Origin of the sequence: Nostoc sp. CmiVER01 (genome assembly GCF_034531135.2) — a bacterium.
GTDB lineage: Bacteria > Cyanobacteriota > Cyanobacteriia > Cyanobacteriales > Nostocaceae > Nostoc.
Window position 1 is genome coordinate 98773 of the sequence record NZ_JAVRBU020000002.1, and the last position, 16295, is coordinate 115067.

The window sequence follows — 16295 nt, forward strand, 5'->3', positions numbered from 1 at the left end:
CGATGGCTCTTGGAATGAGTGGAGCCGTCTACCTGATGTAACTATAGAGAAGTAATGAGAGTTACTTGCGATGCTGCCAATATTGCCAATAACCGCACCTTTACAGACGGACACCACTACCGCCATCAAGATTAAAATCTCTTAACCTTTCGTTACACTAAAGACATTGAGAAGGAAGAAAGCAAACTTCTCAAAGCTGAAATCAAAGGTGAACGACATGAATGGCACAATTCGCGTTGGTAATCTCTTCGGAATTCCCTTCTATATCCATCCGTCATGGTTTTTAGTTCTGGGTTTAGTAACCTGGAGCTATAGCAGTGGACTGGGGGCACAATTTCCGCAATTGTCTGCGGGATTAGCATTGCTTCTGGGATTGATGACAGCGCTAATGTTATTTGCCTCTGTCGTCGCCCATGAGTTAGGCCACAGTTTCGTTGCAATTCGTCAGGGTATTGATGTTAAATCTATTACTCTGTTTATATTTGGTGGTTTAGCTAGCTTAGAAAAAGAATCGAAAACCCCAGGTGAAGCTTTTTGGGTAGCGATCGCAGGGCCTTTAGTAAGTTTCCTACTGTGCGGTATCGTTACAGTAATTGGTGTTACTACTACTGCATCAGGGCCATTAGCTGCAATTCTAGGTGTTCTAGCTTCTGTTAACTTGGCATTAGCGCTGTTTAACCTGATTCCTGGCTTACCATTAGATGGCGGAAATATACTGAAAGCCATCGTTTGGAAAATTACAGGCAATCCTTATAAAGGTGTGACCTTTGCTAGTCGAGTTGGGCAAATCTTTGGTTGGGTAGCAATTCTTTCAGGTGTACTTCCTCTAATATTATTTGGCAGCGCTGGTAACTTCTGGAATTTGTTAGTTGGCTTCTTCTTGTTGCAAAATGCTGGTAATTCGGCTCAATTTGCCAGAGTGCAAGAAAAACTCACAGGTTTGACAGCCGAAGATGCTGTAACCCATGATAGCCCGATTGTATCTGCTAATCTTACTCTGCGAGAGTTTGCCGATGAGCGAGTCATAAGTGGGCAAAACTGGCATCGGTTCTTAGTGACTGATGATGATGGACAATTAGTAGGTGCGATCGCTATTGATAATTTACGAACCATCCCAACAGCAATGTGGTCAGAAACTCAAGTAAAAGACGTCATGCGACCAATTACTGAATCTACCACAGTTCAATCAGATCAACCTCTGCTGGAAGTCATGCAGTTACTCGAACAACAAAAGCTATCTGTGCTTCCGGTGATTCGCAAGAATGGTGTTCTAGTTGGAATCTTAGAAAAAGCTGCTATTATCCAGCTACTTCAAAGCCGAACCCAACCTAACCCTGCATAGTTCAATGAAGAGACAGGGGAGATTTCCTCTTTTCCCCCTGCTCCCTGCCCCCTGCCCCCTTGCCTTAAAAGCAATGGGGTATTTTTCATTTAGAAGTCCCATTAGATGGGGTTGAGAGCAACAGATAAATTCCAACTTCCTGCCTTCTTCACCATCTCTGCGGTAAGAACACGTCGCCAAGTTAATTTTTTTGTAGTCTCATTCCAATGCCAGCGTAATAAATTAGCGGGTTGACTATTGGCAATTCCTGGTAAACCAATCGCTTTTCTAGGTGCATTAGTAGCGAGTAAAATTGCACTTTCTACGTCACAAATTCCCCAATTCACCAAATTCTGCACTCCTACCAATAAAGGTAAAGTCGTCCCCGACAAAGTGCCATCTGGCAGTCGTGCAGTACCGTTTTTAACTTCAATTTGCCGAGTATCCCAAGGATATACGCCATCGGGTAGCCCTAGAGGTGAAAGGGCATCGCTGACGAGGAACAGCCCTTTTTCTTGATAGCTAGCGCGAAGTAAAATTTGCAGCATCGTAGGCGAAACGTGTTCACCATCAGCAATAAAACCACAGATTACATTAGGATGGGTAATTGCTGCCCCTAATAATCCTGGTTCGCGGTGATGTAATGGTGGCATGGCGTTGAAAGCATGAGTTACCATTGTTGCACCTTCCTCAAAGGCTCGTTGCCCTTGGGCCTCTGTTGCTTGAGAATGCCCTAAACTGACAATAATTCCTAAAGAACGCAAATATGGAATTACTTCACCAGTAGGATCTAACTCCGGTGCTAAGGTGATGATTTTCACCACATGAGCATAATTACCCAAAACCCGCTTTACCTGATCAATTGTTAAGGGTAACAAGTACTCTGCTGGGTGTGCGCCGCGCTTTTGGAGATTCAAAAATGGGCCTTCTAAGTGTACTCCCAGAATCTTGGCACCAGCTTTTTGAGTAGGGATAACCTCAGCAATAATAGCAAGCGATCGCTGAATATTTTCGACTGAAGTTGTCACAAGTGTCGGTAAAAATCCATCTACCCCAACATCCCACAAAAATTGTGAGATTTTCTGGAGTATGTGAGCATTTTCAGGCGTCAATTCGGGAAATGCCAAACCCAACGCACCGTTAATTTGCAAATCAACTCCGCCTAGAGAAATCCAGTCACCACCAACATCTAGTAGGGAGGTACATCTGTGCATTTCTACTGTACCCATTGGCAAGATTTGCTCAATTATGCCCTCCTGGTTAATTAAGAGCATCTGCAAATCTTTGTAACCAGGCACTCTAGCATTGATAATATCTACAGAATTTTGTGTTGCTTGGGTCATCACACTGACGAGAAAATAGCTAAATCTGATTTTAGATGCAACCAATATCAATAAATCAATTCAAACAACGCCAATAAATGAGATGATGATCGGCATTACTTAGCTTCCATAAGCTAGCTCAAATAATTTTGAATTTTAAATTTTAAATTTTGAATTATTATGACTCCCTTAGTTGGTATTATCATGGGCAGCGATTCCGATTTGCCCACTATGAAAGACGCGATCGCAGTTTGTAAAGAATTTAGCGTTGAAAGCGAAGTGGCGATCGTTTCTGCTCATCGTACCCCAGAACGCATGGTGCAATATGCTCAATTTGCACACCAACGCGGTATTAAGGTAATTATTGCTGGTGCCGGGGGTGCTGCCCATCTGCCGGGAATGGTAGCGTCTTTAACTCCACTTCCTGTTATTGGTGTTCCTGTACCTACTCGTAACTTACAAGGTATTGATTCTTTGTATTCTATTTTACAAATGCCTGCGGGTATTCCTGTAGCAACAGTAGCGATCGGTAATGCCAAAAATGCCGGACTTTTAGCAGTACAAATTCTTGCAACTTATCAACCAGAATTGTTAGAAAGAGTGCAGCAATATCGCCAAAACCTATGTGAATCAGTAATTGCAAAACAAGCAAAACTAGAAGAATTAGGCTATGAGCAATATTTACAGCAAATGTTTTAAGATAATTTGTAATTGACAAATGACTAACCAAACTATTCGCGTAGTTGCCCGTATTACTGCTTTGCCTAACAAAGTAGAAGAACTAAAAGCTGTACTTCTAGAACTCATTGAGCCAAGCCGACAGGAAGCAGGTGCGATCAACTATGAACTTTTGCAAAACCAATATGACCTAACAGACTTTACTTTTATAGAGGAGTGGACTTCTCATGAAGCCCTAACTACTCATCTAGATTCACCCCATCTCCAAGCGTTAGCAGCCAAACTAGAAACTTTAGTGGCTACTGCACCCGATATCCGCCGATATCATCTTTTGGCATAGTGTCATATCGCTTACTTGAAGCAGATTCTTTATTTTTAAGGATCATTTGGAATATCTCAGCTTTCAATTCTAAGATTGAAGCGATCGCTCCAGAATCAATGCAGCATTCTGAAGTATCTTGATTCTGAGGCCGTAGTCAAAAATTGAGAGCGACAACATCCATGTGTCAATTGCTCGGAATGAATTGCAATGTTCCAACGGATATTTGCTTTTCTTTTGAAGGGTTTTCTGCACGGGGAGGAAAAACGGATGATCATAGCGATGGCTGGGGCATTGCTTTCTTTGAAGGAAAGGGATGTCGGATGTTTTTAGATGCCCAACCTTCTGTTGCTTCTCCTGTCGCAGAGTTTGTGCGGAGTTATCCCATTCACTCAACCCATGTCATAGCCCATATCCGTAAAGCTACTCAGGGTGAAGTTGCCTTACACAACTGCCATCCTTTCCGCAGAGAATTGTGGGGTCAGTATTGGGTATTTGCCCACAACGGTAATTTGCCAGATTTTGATCCAGAAAATTTGGGCTTTTATCAAGCCGTAGGTGATACAGACAGTGAAAAAGCATTCTGTATGATCCTAGAAACATTGCGATCGCGCTTTCCTGGGGGTAAGCCTGACATCAAGAAACTGTACCCTGTGCTGCAAGAAATTACTGCTGTAATTGCAAAACTGGGTATATTTAATTACTTATTATCAGATGGAGTCCACTTTTTTGCTTATTGTTCAACTAAACTCAGCTACATTGTTCGCCAAGCGCCCTTTGCAGCTGCCCATTTAATTGACCAAGACATGACCGTAGATTTTCGGGAGGTAACTACAGAACGCGATCGCGTCGCTGTCATTGCCACCACTCCCCTGACTGACAACGAAGTTTGGACACAAATCCAACCGGGAGAATTACTTGTCTTTCAGGACGGGCTGCCCCTGAAATATGCATTTAGTTAAGAATCTGATCCTGTTGGCCAATTCAAAAATGAACCAGAAAATTTTCCCATTTAGATACTTTCTAGATGGGTTTTGTTTTTCGTACTTTTCATATTGATGTACCACAGTTGCTTGCCGACAATGATTTTCCTAACACTTTTAGGCTCGTTTTAGTAAAAACTTACTATTCCCTAGCAAGTTGCTTGATAAGTAAGTCGGTGCGAATAAATAAAACTATATTAAGTAATGTAAAAATATTGGAATTGATTTTGTAGTAAAGATTTTAGTCCTAAAAGAAGGATTGAAGTCCTTACTACAAACCTTTAATTATTTATGCTGTTTTACTTACATCAGGTAGCAAATTGTGATGACAACTTGATACTTCAAAGTAAAAACATTTCTAATTCCTCACAAAACTGGTAAAATCACCATGATCTTGATAAAGAATGTGAGGTTTATTGGTGTTTGCAACTAGATACATAGAATTATCAAGTATGATAAACACTATATAACTATATTCCCATCGATTATTTGTAGATTTAGCGGAGGAAATAGAATGAGTTTGTGGCAACGCCCACTGAAAAGGTTACAAGCGATGGCTGAACACAGAATGTATCGGTTCAGACTGAATTCGCTCAAAAGCTTTGTATCGCTCTTTTTAGTAGGAACTGTTTTGAGTGTGGCGCTTGCCGCCTGCTCTGGTGGAACAGCAAGTAATCCTTCCTCTGAAACCCCTAGTGCTGCTCCTGTGGCTGCAAGCAAAGATAATGTTGAACTAACTCTGGTTTCTTTTGCAGTTACCAAAGCGGCTCACGAAGCAATTATTCCTAAATTTGTCGAACAGTGGAAGAAGGATCATAACCAAACTGTCGTCTTCAAGCAAAGCTATGGCGGATCTGGTTCCCAAACTCGCGCCGTTATCGATGGTTTGGAAGCAGATGTTGTTCACTTGGCACTAGCTGGAGACACCTCAAAGATTGAAAAGGCTGGATTAATTCAACCAGGATGGGAAAAAGAAGTTCCCAATAATGGTATTGTCTCCAAATCGGTGGCAGCATTAGTCACCCGTCCAGGAAATCCGAAAAACATCAAGACTTGGCAAGATTTATCTAAAGACGGTATCAAACTAATTACTGCTGACCCTAAAACATCAGGAGTTGCTCGTTGGAATTTCTTAGCTCTTTGGAATTCAGTGATTAAAACTGGTGGAGATGATGCTAAAGCAACTGAATTTGTTACCAAAGTGTACAGAAACGTGCCTTTGTTGACTAAAGATGCTCGTGAAGCTACTGATGCCTTTTTCAAACAGGGTCAAGGTGATGCCCTGATTAACTATGAAAATGAGATTATCTTAGCAGAACAAAAGGGTGAAAAATTGACTGCGATTATTCCTGATGTCAATATATCTATCGATAATCCAATCGCAGTAGTAGATAAAAATGTTGATAAGCACGGTACGCGTGAAGTTGCTGAAGGTTTTGTCAAATATCTGTATACTCCAGAGGCTCAACAGGAGTTTGCAAAATTGGGATTCCGACCGGCAGATGATACTTTAAGCCTAAGTAAAGAAGTTGCAGACAAATTTCCCAAGGTGAAAACTTTAGGTACAGTTGCAGACTTCGGCGGTTGGGATGGAATCAATAAAAAGTTCTTCGCAGAGGGAGCGATTTTTGACCAGATTCAAGCCAAGAAAAAATAATTAGTCATTAGTCAATCGTGGGTGGTCAGTAGAAAAAACACCCAATCACTAACAAAAAACTTCGGTGCTGCTGAATCGAGTTATGAAGGTGGATGTAGAGACGTTGCAATGCAACGTCTCTATAAAGATTTTAAAATGATGCAAAATTATTTTTCATATCCCAATCAGCAACGCCAAAACTTCTTGTGAATTTTAGATTTTGAATTTTTGACTATGACAACTGTATCTCCGTCGCTGAAAGTTGAACACAAAACACCATTCTGGAAGAAATTGGGGCGGGTTCCTTGGACTTGGCGAATCACCATAGGATACCTGACAGTGATGTTGTTTATCCCCATAATTGCCATGTTCTTGAAAGCAAGTACGGAACCTCCGGCGAGATTTTGGGCGATCGCAACCAGTGATGTAGCATTAGCAACATATAACGTCACTTTTGTTACAGCAATATTTGCAGCCTTGCTCAATGGCGTATTTGGTACTTTAATTGCCTGGGTTTTGGTTCGCTACGACTTCCCCTTAAAACGCTTGATTGACGCCACAGTGGATTTACCCTTTGCACTACCAACTTCGGTAGCAGGGTTAACACTGGCAACAGTCTACAGTAATAATGGTTGGATAGGTTCGCTACTAACACCACTGGGAATTAAGGTATCTTTTACCCGCACGGGAGTTGCGGTGGCAATGATATTTATCTCGCTACCTTTTGTTGTGAGAACTGTGCAACCCGTGCTTCAGGAAATGGAACATGAAATTGAAGAAGCCGCTTGGTGTCTAGGTGCTTCTCAATGGCAAACATTTTGGAAAGTGATTTTGCCACCTTTATTTCCGACAATTTTAACTGGTGTTGCCTTGGGTTTCTCCCGTGCAGTTGGGGAATATGGATCAACTGTAATTATCTCTTCCAATACTCCTTATCAAGATTTAATCGCACCTGTGCTGATTTTCCAGCGATTAGAGCAATATGACTATTCTGGTGCAACAGTAATTGGCATAGTTTTACTATCAATTTCGTTGGTATTGCTATTGGCAATTAATTTCTTACAAGCATGGGCAAGGCGATATGACAGTAGATAAGCCAAGTTTTCACTCATCTGCATCTGATACACATACGGCCAAGCCGAAAGAGCAGAAGAGTTGGGTACCACTAGTTTTAATTGGTATAGCGATCGCCTATTTAGCCCTAGTTCAATATATCCCGGCAATTAACGTTTTTGTCCAAGCCTTCAGCAAAGGAGTTGGGCCGTTTCTATCCAACCTATCGCGCCCAGCTTTTCTCCATGCAGCTTGGCTAACCCTATTGCTGGCTGTGATTTCTCTACCTTTAAATACAGTATTTGGTTTATGTGCAGCTTGGGCGATCGCTCGTCATAAATTTCCTGGACGCGCCGTAGTTTTGAGCATTATTGACTTGCCCTTTTCCATCTCGCCCGTAGTTGCAGGATTGATGATTGTGCTACTTTACGGACGCAATGGGTGGTTTGGCCCTTGGCTCCAAGCTCATGATGTGAAAATAATCTTTGCCTTTCCAGGTATGGTGCTGGCTACAGCCTTTGTGAGTATGCCCTTTGTGGCACGGGAAGTCATTCCTGTTTTAGAGGAATTTGGCAAGGATCAAGAAGAAGCTGCTAGAACTTTAGGGGCAAAAGATTGGCAGATATTTTGGCGCGTCACCCTACCCAGTATCCGTTGGGGCTTACTATACGGTTTAATTTTGACCAATGCTAGAGCAATGGGTGAATTCGGTGCGGTTTCGGTGGTATCTGGTAACATTGCTGACCAAACCCAGAGCTTACCACTGTTTGTAGAAGACGCTTACAAACAATATGAAACTGAAGCTGCCTTCTCTGCGGCTGTACTGTTAGCATTGCTAGCAGTAGTAACCTTAGTGCTGAAGGAGATTCTGGAACGGAAAACTCGCATTAAAGATGTTGAATAGAAAAATCAAGAGATTATAGTTATCCTTTGAATAGGATACAAGCAAATCATGGGACATGGTACGATCTACTTAGTACCTATAAGGAAATTACCGTTAGGGTTAAGAGTAGTTCTGTACCAATCTCTATCAGGAATTGAAATAATTCAGATATGGCTACTGACAATACACTTACCAATAAACGGATTCGACTAAGAATTCCTAAAGACTATCACCAGGAACCTGTAATTTCTCGCTTGGTATCTGATTGTGGACTGACTGTGAATATCACCGCAGCGATTTTAGGAGCGAATGCTGTCGGTGATGGTTGGTTTGACCTTGAATTACAAGGAACAGATGCACAAATTCAGAGTGGGTTAACTTATCTCCACGACTTGGAATTGGAAGTCTGGGATGACACTAAAGCAACTGATTGGTAAGAAGTTGTTTTAAAAATCTAATTTCTTACTTGCCTCGGCGATTGGAAATCGCACGCCAGGTGCTTTGAGTCGCTTCAGTAGTTAAGATCAGGACTAAAGTTCTTACTAGCAACTTATTTATCTAGCAAAATTACCTTAATTTAAACTATGCTAATTCACTACCTCTATCTAAATAAAAGAATTATTGGATAGAGGTGATTGTGAATTTAGCTAAATTCATTACTAACGTTGATAATGACCGCGAATCCATACTCTGCGGTGATGTATCCTCTCCCAATGCCCAGGAATCCATCTTTGATGATGATGCCCACCAAGATTGATTACTAATGCTGACGCCTGTTTTGACATAGCAGTAATGAACAGTGGTAAAGCAACTAATATACCTGCCTGCAAGCATCCGTTTCATAACGAGTTTTCCTTTGTTCAACTATCTGGGATTAATTCAGTTAAATTCTTTGTGAGTTCATAATTCAGTAATTTAACTGATTTATAAATTTAGACTGCTGCTTTTTCTAAAAGGTTTAATTTAGTTGATATCAATTTTGTGTAATTGATATCAATACAGTTCAGTTAAGCATTTCTTTCTTCTCTCTGCGTCCTTGGCGTCCTTGGCGGTTCGTTAAAAAAATTGAGTTTGACAAAGAGTTTTAGCCTTAACTGAACCGTATTGTAATTGATATGTCAAATTTATGTACTACCACTTTAACCTCAAGTTGCTCTACATAAAATCAGGATAATTTACGTGAATATACTTATTGTTTTTTTGCATTATTTGTGAGAATATCCTTTACATAACAATTAAATACATTAAATCGATAGAGTTATCGTATTTAAATCAAAGCCAAAAAGATGAAAATCTCTATAAGGCTGACATCCAACCAGGCAGGGCATCAGCAAGATTCTCTGTCGAACCCAAAGATTGCTTAGGCGCAGCTGAGGTGTGGGCTGCGCTTGCGCTCAGTGACTACCGTAGGCATTGCTATTGGGAATTAATCTGATGTCTCAGAGTAAATCTATAGAACCCGCTTCAGTCCACAGCCGAATTCTCGTGCCTCAGAGGTATCATAGGCAACCTGTAATTTCCCGGCTGGTGTCTCGTTATGATTTAACTGTCAATATTAAAGCTGCATCTCTGACATCCGACAATGACAGCGATGGCTGGTTTGACTTGGAACTTTCGGGAAATCCCCAAAAACTGACAGATAGCTTATCTTACTTGCAAGGATTGGGAGTGAATTTGCTGGAATTAGCGATCGCTACTCAAATTCAACCCAACCAACATCCTTTAACTTTCCCAAATCCAGCTAACATGAGTTCCAAAGACTCTGCATGGCTGACAAATCAATGGCAAGAACAATTCCAGCAATGGATTTCTCTTGGTCAAACCAGTCGATTGCGCTTGCAAGTGTGCGTCTTAAAATCTTATTACGAAGAACCAGTGATTTCTGAGTTAGTTTCTCGTTATGGACTAACAGTCAATATCACCAGTGCTAAACTCCAACCCGATACCGAAGATGATGGCTGGTTTGATTTGGATTTGTGGGGGAGAACAAAGCAACTCTACTCTAGCCTGAGTTATCTAGAAAAACTGGGGCTACCAATTTGGCTAGATTTGTCTAGCGTTTATAGCGATGTCTACGACGGGCTACGCCTACACTAATTCACAAAATAGTTACTACCTAATGGCAGCATTAAATAACCGTCACAATTCCCAAACCAGATTATCGCTGGTTTCTTCAGTTTATACAAAAAGCCAAATCACCCAGATTCGGCTGCGGATATATATTCCTAAATGCTATCTGCAAATGCCTGTGATTTCGCAGTTAATTTCTGCTTACGGCTTGGTAGTTAATATTACTAAAGCTATGTTACAACCAAATACAGATGAAGAAGGATACTTTGACATTGAACTGCGGGGAACAGAGGCACAAATCTCTCGGGGTCTGGCTTACCTGGAATCCCTGAATTTGAGAATTGTAGGCAAGCCGAATGCTGACGGCGATGGCTGGTTTTGCTGAAATAATCTAAATTTCGTAGTACCAAATTTCTTCTTCTCGCAGCACAATTCGATGCAAGGAAAGACGAGCAATCAGTCCCTCTTGCTCAAACTGTCCAAGAATACGAGTGATAGTCACACGAGTTGAACCGAGCATTTCCGCCAGGTCTTCGTGAGTCAGACGCATATCTATTAAACGTCCTTTTTCAACTTCCGAACCAAATTTTTTAGATAACCATGCCAATAGCTTGAGCAGCATAGTTTCAACTTTTCTATGGCTACGAATAACCATCAATTCTTGAGCCTGTTGGATATGGGTAAGTAAAGTTTCTGTTAGTTGACTCCATTCCTCTAGAGGTAAGATCGTCGCCTCTACTTTAGTTAGGCATTCCATTTGGTAAGGTTCTAATTTTGACAAAGCCTTACCAACAATATCTCCAGGGCCCCATAATCCCAGAGCAACGGTTGTACCATCTTCCAGATAGGTAAAAGTCCTGATAAAACCCGTTTCAATCTTCCAAAGTCCATTTTCATGCTCTGGTAGAAATGACCTACGGGCAAAAACTTCTTTAGTATTATTACTTGAGCTAGATAAACTTGTGTATAAAGCCACCATAATATATAAGACTATTCTCCGATAAATTAACCGTAGTATTATATTTATATCAGGTTCTAGGAGGCTATGAATATTTTGAAGAGGGGAGTGAGGAAGAAGCAGAGGGGCAGGGAGCAGGGAGCAAGGGGGAGAATAAAAATATTACCTCTTTCTCCTCTGCCTCCTGCTCCCCTGCCTCTTATCAATGCCCAATTCCCAACGCCTCAAAATTAAATTCCTGCACCATCAAGAAAATCTTCAATTATCCCATCAGAATTATTGCTTTTCGGGTTGTCGGTTGGTTCGTCGTTAAGTTCAGTTGGGGACAAACTTGATTGTTGCAATTCCTCGAACTGTTTCTCTAGAGCCTTGACGCGTTCAAATAAAGCGCGGATGACTTCAGCTTCTACGTCGCGTACTTTATCATGATCCAGAACATTGGTAGATGAGTTGTTCTGACGAGTCACGCGCCCTGGAATCCCCACTACAGTAGTGTTACTGGGGACATCTCGTAGTACCACAGAACCTGCTCCGATACGGACGCGATCGCCAATTTGAATATTTCCCAATACTTTTGCACCCGCTCCCACAACTACATGAGAGCCTAAAGTTGGATGGCGTTTGCCGCTTTCTTTCCCAGTACCGCCAAGGGTGACACCTTGATAAATCAAGGCATGATCGCCCACGATCGCAGTTTCGCCAATCACTACTCCCATCCCGTGGTCTATAAACACTCCCTGGCCAATTAATGCCCCAGGATGAATTTCAATTCCGGTTAAAAACCTACTAATATGAGAGATGAGTCTTGGTATAAAGGGAATTCCAATTTTATACAGCCAGTGTGCTAATCGATGAAACACTAAAGCTTGGAGTCCAGGGTAACAGAACAATACTTCTAGCCAGTTACGGGCTGCTGGATCACGCTCAAAAATGGTTTGCAAATCAGTTAGTAGCATACTCTGTTAAGGTTTTCGTTGGTAAGTGAGGTTCTGAAAACAGAAACTCAGGATAATTCCCACTAAAAGATCAGGTCATTTATAGGAATTGTGTAGGATAATAATCTACGGTAAGTCGATAGGATAGAGTGTTTTTGTGGGTAGTTAAATGGGATGCTATCACATTCCACAGTTTGAGAAAAATTATTTTCGCATTAACTGCGATAAGTCCCCCAATTCACCGTAGTATGTTGAGTACAGCCTTGAATAGCCAAAACTACGCTCTCTTGGATCTGTCTTCCAAAGTGGAATACGCGCTGCTAGCACTATTAGAACTGGCAAGCCACCACGGGAAAAAGCTTCCTCTAACCATGAGCGAGATCACTGCCAAGCAACCCATACCTGAGCGCTATTTGGAACAAATTTTGACCAACCTCCGGCGCGCTGGTGTGGTGCAGAGTCAACGCGGCTCTAAAGGAGGTTTCCTTTTAGCTCGTGAACCTTGGCAGATTACAATACTTGAAATTGTCACTTTGGTAGAAGGCGAGCGGAAAGAGAAAGATACCTCTGAATTTCCGACTTTGGAAAAGACTCTGGTTTATGAAGTTTGGGAGCAAGCTAACGCTGCCTCAATTGAAGTTTTGGGTCGTTATACACTCCAAGACTTGTGCCAGGAAAGAGAAACTCGCGCACAGCATAGTCCAATGTATTATATTTAGACACGACGGAGTACCCACATGCGGATAGCGAAAGATATCACAGAGTTAATCGGCCGAACTCCTCTAGTTCAATTAAATAAGATTCCCCAAGCTTCAGGAGCGGTTGCTCAGATTGTGGTGAAGCTAGAAAGCATGAATCCAGCATCTTCTGTCAAAGACAGGATTGGTGCGAGTATGGTGGAAGCGGCGGAGGAAGCAGGCTTAATTCACCCTGGAAAAACCGTTTTAGTAGAGCCGACTTCTGGAAATACAGGAATTGCGCTGGCGATGGTAGCAGCCGCCAAGGGTTACCATCTTATTCTAACGATGCCTGACACAATGAGCCACGAAAGACGATCCATGCTCAAAGCTTATGGCGCTCAACTAGAGTTAACGCCAGGGGTAGAAGGGATGCGAGGAGCGATCGCTCATGCAGAAGAGATTGTAGCTAAAACGCCCAATGCTTATATGTTGCAGCAGTTCCGCAACCCCGCCAACCCGAAAGTTCACGCCCTAACCACGGCAGAAGAAATCTGGGATGATACCGATGGAGAGGTAGATATTCTCGTGGCGGGAGTGGGTACTGGTGGGACGATTACCGGAGTTGCAGAAGTTATTAAAAAACGGAAGCCGAGTTTTCAAGCGATCGCAGTTGAACCAAGCAACAGTCCAGTATTAGCCGGTGGTAAATCAGGGCCTCACAAAATTCAGGGTATCGGCGCGGGATTTGTCCCAGCAATTTACCGTTCAGAACTGGTGGATGAAGTGATTCAGGTAGCGGATGAGCAAGCGATCGCTTACAGCCGTCGTCTCGCAAAAGAAGAAGGATTGCTATCGGGAATTTCTGCTGGTGCTGCGTTGTATGCTGCCATTCAAGTAGCACAACGGCCAGAAAATGCAGGTCGCCTAATCGTGATGATACAGCCCAGCTTCGGTGAACGCTACCTCAGTACTTCACTGTTTAAAGATCCAGAGGAGAATGAGTGGTTGAGCAAAGTTTAATTTTAGATTTTAGGGACTTCTAAAAAAATAAATTATTTAGTAGGGTGTGTTAAGGCGACAGCGTAACGCACCTATTCTCTATTAGGCAATGATTTTTTACGAAACAAATCGGACTGTTATATGCGATCGCTCCGGTCTAAATTGGTGTTTTTTTAATCTAAAAATCGCTAGAATTCAAATATTGTGTCAATATTGACTCTAATTAAACTACTCGAATTGGTTTGAGAAGATAGTCGTTGGTAATCTTACTGTTCTCCTTTATCTTCAGGACTTACGTAAAAATTGCCGAAAAGCTTAATTTATCGAACCGCCTTCTCTACAAGAGGCTTCCGCCAACGCGTAGCGTCTTGCAGAGAAGACGCCATCGCGCAGCGTCTCGTAGAGAAGAATTCGTAGAGTGTGCGTAAATCCTAATCTTGTTCTTTTTGCATCTCCACTGGATTTGGTAGAAATAGAGTGAACTGACTACCTTCTCCCAAAATCGATTTAACACTTACATCTCCACCATGCAAACGTGCTAATTTGCGTGTTAAGGCTAAACCTAAACCAGTACCTTCATACTGTCGATTTAACCGACTATCAAGTTGTTTAAATGGTTCAAATAGAAATTGAAACTGATTTGAGTCTATACCAATTCCAGTATCTGAAACTGTAAAAGTTATCCCTTGGGGTACTTTTTTCACTACCAGCGATACCTGACCGGCTGGAGTGAATTTAATTGCATTGGTAAGCAGGTTGAGTAGCATTTGCTTAATGCGCCGCTCATCACCAACACAAATATCCTCTTCTACCTCAATTTTACAGGTGAGTTGTAATCCCTTTTCTGAGGCGCGATCGCGCACTGTCCACATAGCATAATTACATAAATCTGACACTGGCAAAGGTGAGAGTAACAGTTCCTCTTTGTTTGCTTCTACTTTAGATAAATCAAGGATACCGTTAATCAGTGCTAGCAGATGTTCACCACTACTATATATACAACTTACATATTCGTTCTGCTTTTCATTGAGAGAGCCAACTATTTCTTGTTGCAACAACTGCGACAAACCCATAATTGCATTAAGAGGTGTCCGCAACTCATGGCTCATGGTTGCTAAAAATTCACTTTTTGCCCGACTAGCAGCTTCTGCTGCCTCTTGAGAAACACGAAGTTTCAATTCTGTTTCCTTACGTTCAGTAATGTCCTCAATCATCGCTAGAAAAAACTCAGGTTCACCATTGCTGGCTGGTATAACAGAAACAGAGATATGAGTCCAAACTAAGCTACTATTTTGATGCAGGCAGCGTCTCTCCATCTCAATCCGATGTTTTTCGACAAACTGTTCCTGATGTTTAGAGGGTTGGAAGTCTACTCTCGAAGTTCTCTTTAAGTCTGTGTGAATTTCTGACATCAGTTGTTTGTAAAGTTTTAAATCCCCTCTTTGTGTGCAAATGTAATCTGTAAAGTGCTTGCCGTATAACTCTTCTCGGCTATATCCTAAAATTTTGCACAGTGCCAGATTAGTATCGACTATCTGCGCTTTCATATTTATAAGTCCAATGCCGATAGAAGAACACTCAAAAATTGCCCGAAATTGCGCCTCACTCTGTCTCAATGCTTCTTGTGCGAAGTTTCGCTCTTTCGCTTCTATAGCCAGCGTCACGAAATCTGCAATAGAGCCAGCAAAAGTCTCTTCCTCTAAAGTCCATTGGCGTTGTTCGCCTATGTGCTCATGACAGACTACACCTATCAAACGACCCTCTAACCAAATTGGTGCATCCAGCAAGGATGTAATGCCCGAAACTGAAAGATAAGACTCGGATAATTCTTGGGTTCTTTTATCATTTCTGGCATCATCTGCGGCAATGGTACGTTCTTTTTCTAAAGCTTGGAAATAAGCTGGATAATTTTTTTCTGAGAGCGAGTTACCAAAGCTATGCTCCTTGGTGCTTACATCATATAAATCGATGCATTCAATTTTTGAACGTTCTTGATTATATAACCATACACCAACCCGTTTTACTGAAAGCGTCCGAGCAGCAGCCTCTGTGATTTCCTTTAAGGTTGCATTGAGATCACCTTGCTGAAATGTCTTGCTTCTTGCCAGCTGCACGAGCGTCTGGCTTTGTTTTCGCCGATAGTTTTCTTTAATTTGCAAAGCCTTTTGAGGCTGATTGCGCTCTGTAATATCTCTAGCTGACACCACCTGCATTTGTTGACCTCAAGAAGAAACAATTTTATCTTGCAGCCTTATGGAAAAAGTAAAACTGTCTTTGTATAACTACAACTACTTGATCTTGTTTTTCATAACCGGAATATATATTTTTTCTAATTAAAATTTATGATTTTGGATAACAAGTTTTAAACTAAATTTTTCTCATTGCTTTTATTACTTCATGGCAGTGATTTTTGCTAGGGAATAATTAGCATTTACAAGAATTTCACTATCAAGTACTT

The 16295-nt window shown here is 41.7% G+C and carries 17 protein-coding genes; 12 read left to right on the forward strand and 5 right to left on the reverse strand.

Annotated elements, in window-relative coordinates; genetic code table 11:
- Positions 1–217: 217 nt before the first annotated feature.
- Positions 218–1342 (forward strand): site-2 protease family protein, encoded by a 1125-nt coding sequence (locus tag RMZ43_RS03065; protein ID WP_322654744.1) that lies wholly within the window; start codon positions 218–220, stop codon positions 1340–1342.
- 101 nt (positions 1343–1443) lie between these two features.
- Here the strand turns inward: RMZ43_RS03065 and nagA are convergent, their stop codons facing one another.
- Positions 1444–2664, reverse strand: a complete 1221-nt coding sequence (gene nagA / locus RMZ43_RS03070) for an N-acetylglucosamine-6-phosphate deacetylase (RefSeq protein ID WP_322654682.1) — start codon at positions 2662–2664, stop codon at positions 1444–1446.
- 159 nt (positions 2665–2823) lie between these two features.
- On the opposite strand from nagA, the gene purE reads away from it, so the two are divergent.
- The 7 genes from purE (at position 2824) to RMZ43_RS03105 (ending at position 8632) form a co-directional block, all read left to right on the forward strand.
- Complete coding sequence (gene purE / locus RMZ43_RS03075; RefSeq protein ID WP_322654681.1) at positions 2824–3342, forward strand: 5-(carboxyamino)imidazole ribonucleotide mutase; 519 nt, start codon at positions 2824–2826, stop codon at positions 3340–3342.
- Between the two features lie 19 nt (positions 3343–3361).
- Entirely contained in the window at positions 3362–3661 is a 300-nt protein-coding gene (locus RMZ43_RS03080) for a putative quinol monooxygenase (RefSeq protein ID WP_322654680.1), read from the forward strand.
- A gap of 161 nt (positions 3662–3822) precedes the next feature.
- Positions 3823–4602: a class II glutamine amidotransferase gene (locus RMZ43_RS03085; protein ID WP_322654679.1), complete on the forward strand. Its 780-nt coding sequence runs from the start codon at positions 3823–3825 to the stop codon at positions 4600–4602.
- Between the two features lie 535 nt (positions 4603–5137).
- Entirely contained in the window at positions 5138–6280 is a 1143-nt protein-coding gene (locus RMZ43_RS03090; RefSeq protein WP_322654678.1) for a sulfate ABC transporter substrate-binding protein, read from the forward strand.
- 213 nt (positions 6281–6493) lie between these two features.
- Complete coding sequence (gene cysT / locus RMZ43_RS03095; protein WP_322654677.1) at positions 6494–7354, forward strand: sulfate ABC transporter permease subunit CysT; 861 nt, start codon at positions 6494–6496, stop codon at positions 7352–7354.
- Positions 7341–8216: a sulfate ABC transporter permease subunit CysW gene (gene cysW / locus RMZ43_RS03100; RefSeq protein ID WP_322654676.1), complete on the forward strand. Its 876-nt coding sequence runs from the start codon at positions 7341–7343 to the stop codon at positions 8214–8216. Before cysT ends, cysW begins: the two co-directional genes overlap by 14 nt.
- Positions 8217–8365: 149 nt before the next feature.
- Positions 8366–8632 carry an NIL domain-containing protein gene (locus tag RMZ43_RS03105; protein WP_229461634.1) on the forward strand — a complete coding sequence of 89 codons (267 nt, stop codon included), beginning with the start codon at positions 8366–8368 and terminating at the stop codon, positions 8630–8632.
- 181 nt (positions 8633–8813) lie between these two features.
- Here the strand turns inward: RMZ43_RS03105 and RMZ43_RS03110 are convergent, their stop codons facing one another.
- Positions 8814–9038, reverse strand: a complete 225-nt coding sequence (locus tag RMZ43_RS03110) for a hypothetical protein (RefSeq protein ID WP_322646846.1) — start codon at positions 9036–9038, stop codon at positions 8814–8816.
- A 591-nt stretch (positions 9039–9629) separates the two neighbouring features.
- Here RMZ43_RS03110 and RMZ43_RS03115 point away from each other — a divergent pair.
- Together RMZ43_RS03115 and RMZ43_RS03120 are read left to right on the forward strand one after the other, a co-directional pair.
- The gene (locus tag RMZ43_RS03115; protein WP_322654675.1) at positions 9630–10292 is read left to right on the forward strand and encodes an NIL domain-containing protein; all 663 of its coding nucleotides are present in this window, start codon (positions 9630–9632) and stop codon (positions 10290–10292) included.
- Positions 10264–10650: an NIL domain-containing protein gene (locus RMZ43_RS03120; RefSeq protein WP_322654674.1), complete on the forward strand. Its 387-nt coding sequence runs from the start codon at positions 10264–10266 to the stop codon at positions 10648–10650. The genes RMZ43_RS03115 and RMZ43_RS03120 overlap by 29 nt, the downstream gene beginning before the upstream one ends.
- Positions 10651–10656: 6 nt before the next feature.
- Here the strand turns inward: RMZ43_RS03120 and RMZ43_RS03125 are convergent, their stop codons facing one another.
- Complete coding sequence (locus tag RMZ43_RS03125) at positions 10657–11244, reverse strand: Crp/Fnr family transcriptional regulator (RefSeq protein WP_322654673.1); 588 nt, start codon at positions 11242–11244, stop codon at positions 10657–10659.
- 209 nt (positions 11245–11453) lie between these two features.
- Entirely contained in the window at positions 11454–12179 is a 726-nt protein-coding gene (gene cysE, locus RMZ43_RS03130; protein WP_322646842.1) for a serine O-acetyltransferase, read from the reverse strand.
- Between the two features lie 227 nt (positions 12180–12406).
- Here cysE and RMZ43_RS03135 point away from each other — a divergent pair, with 227 nt between their 5' ends.
- Entirely contained in the window at positions 12407–12877 is a 471-nt protein-coding gene (locus RMZ43_RS03135; protein WP_322654672.1) for an RrF2 family transcriptional regulator, read from the forward strand.
- Between the two features lie 18 nt (positions 12878–12895).
- Positions 12896–13858, forward strand: a complete 963-nt coding sequence (gene cysK / locus RMZ43_RS03140) for a cysteine synthase A (RefSeq protein WP_322654671.1) — start codon at positions 12896–12898, stop codon at positions 13856–13858.
- A 410-nt stretch (positions 13859–14268) separates the two neighbouring features.
- Here the strand turns inward: cysK and RMZ43_RS03145 are convergent, their stop codons facing one another.
- The gene (locus RMZ43_RS03145) at positions 14269–16050 is read right to left on the reverse strand and encodes an ATP-binding protein (protein ID WP_322654670.1); all 1782 of its coding nucleotides are present in this window, start codon (positions 16048–16050) and stop codon (positions 14269–14271) included.
- Between the last annotated feature and the right edge of the window lie 245 nt (positions 16051–16295).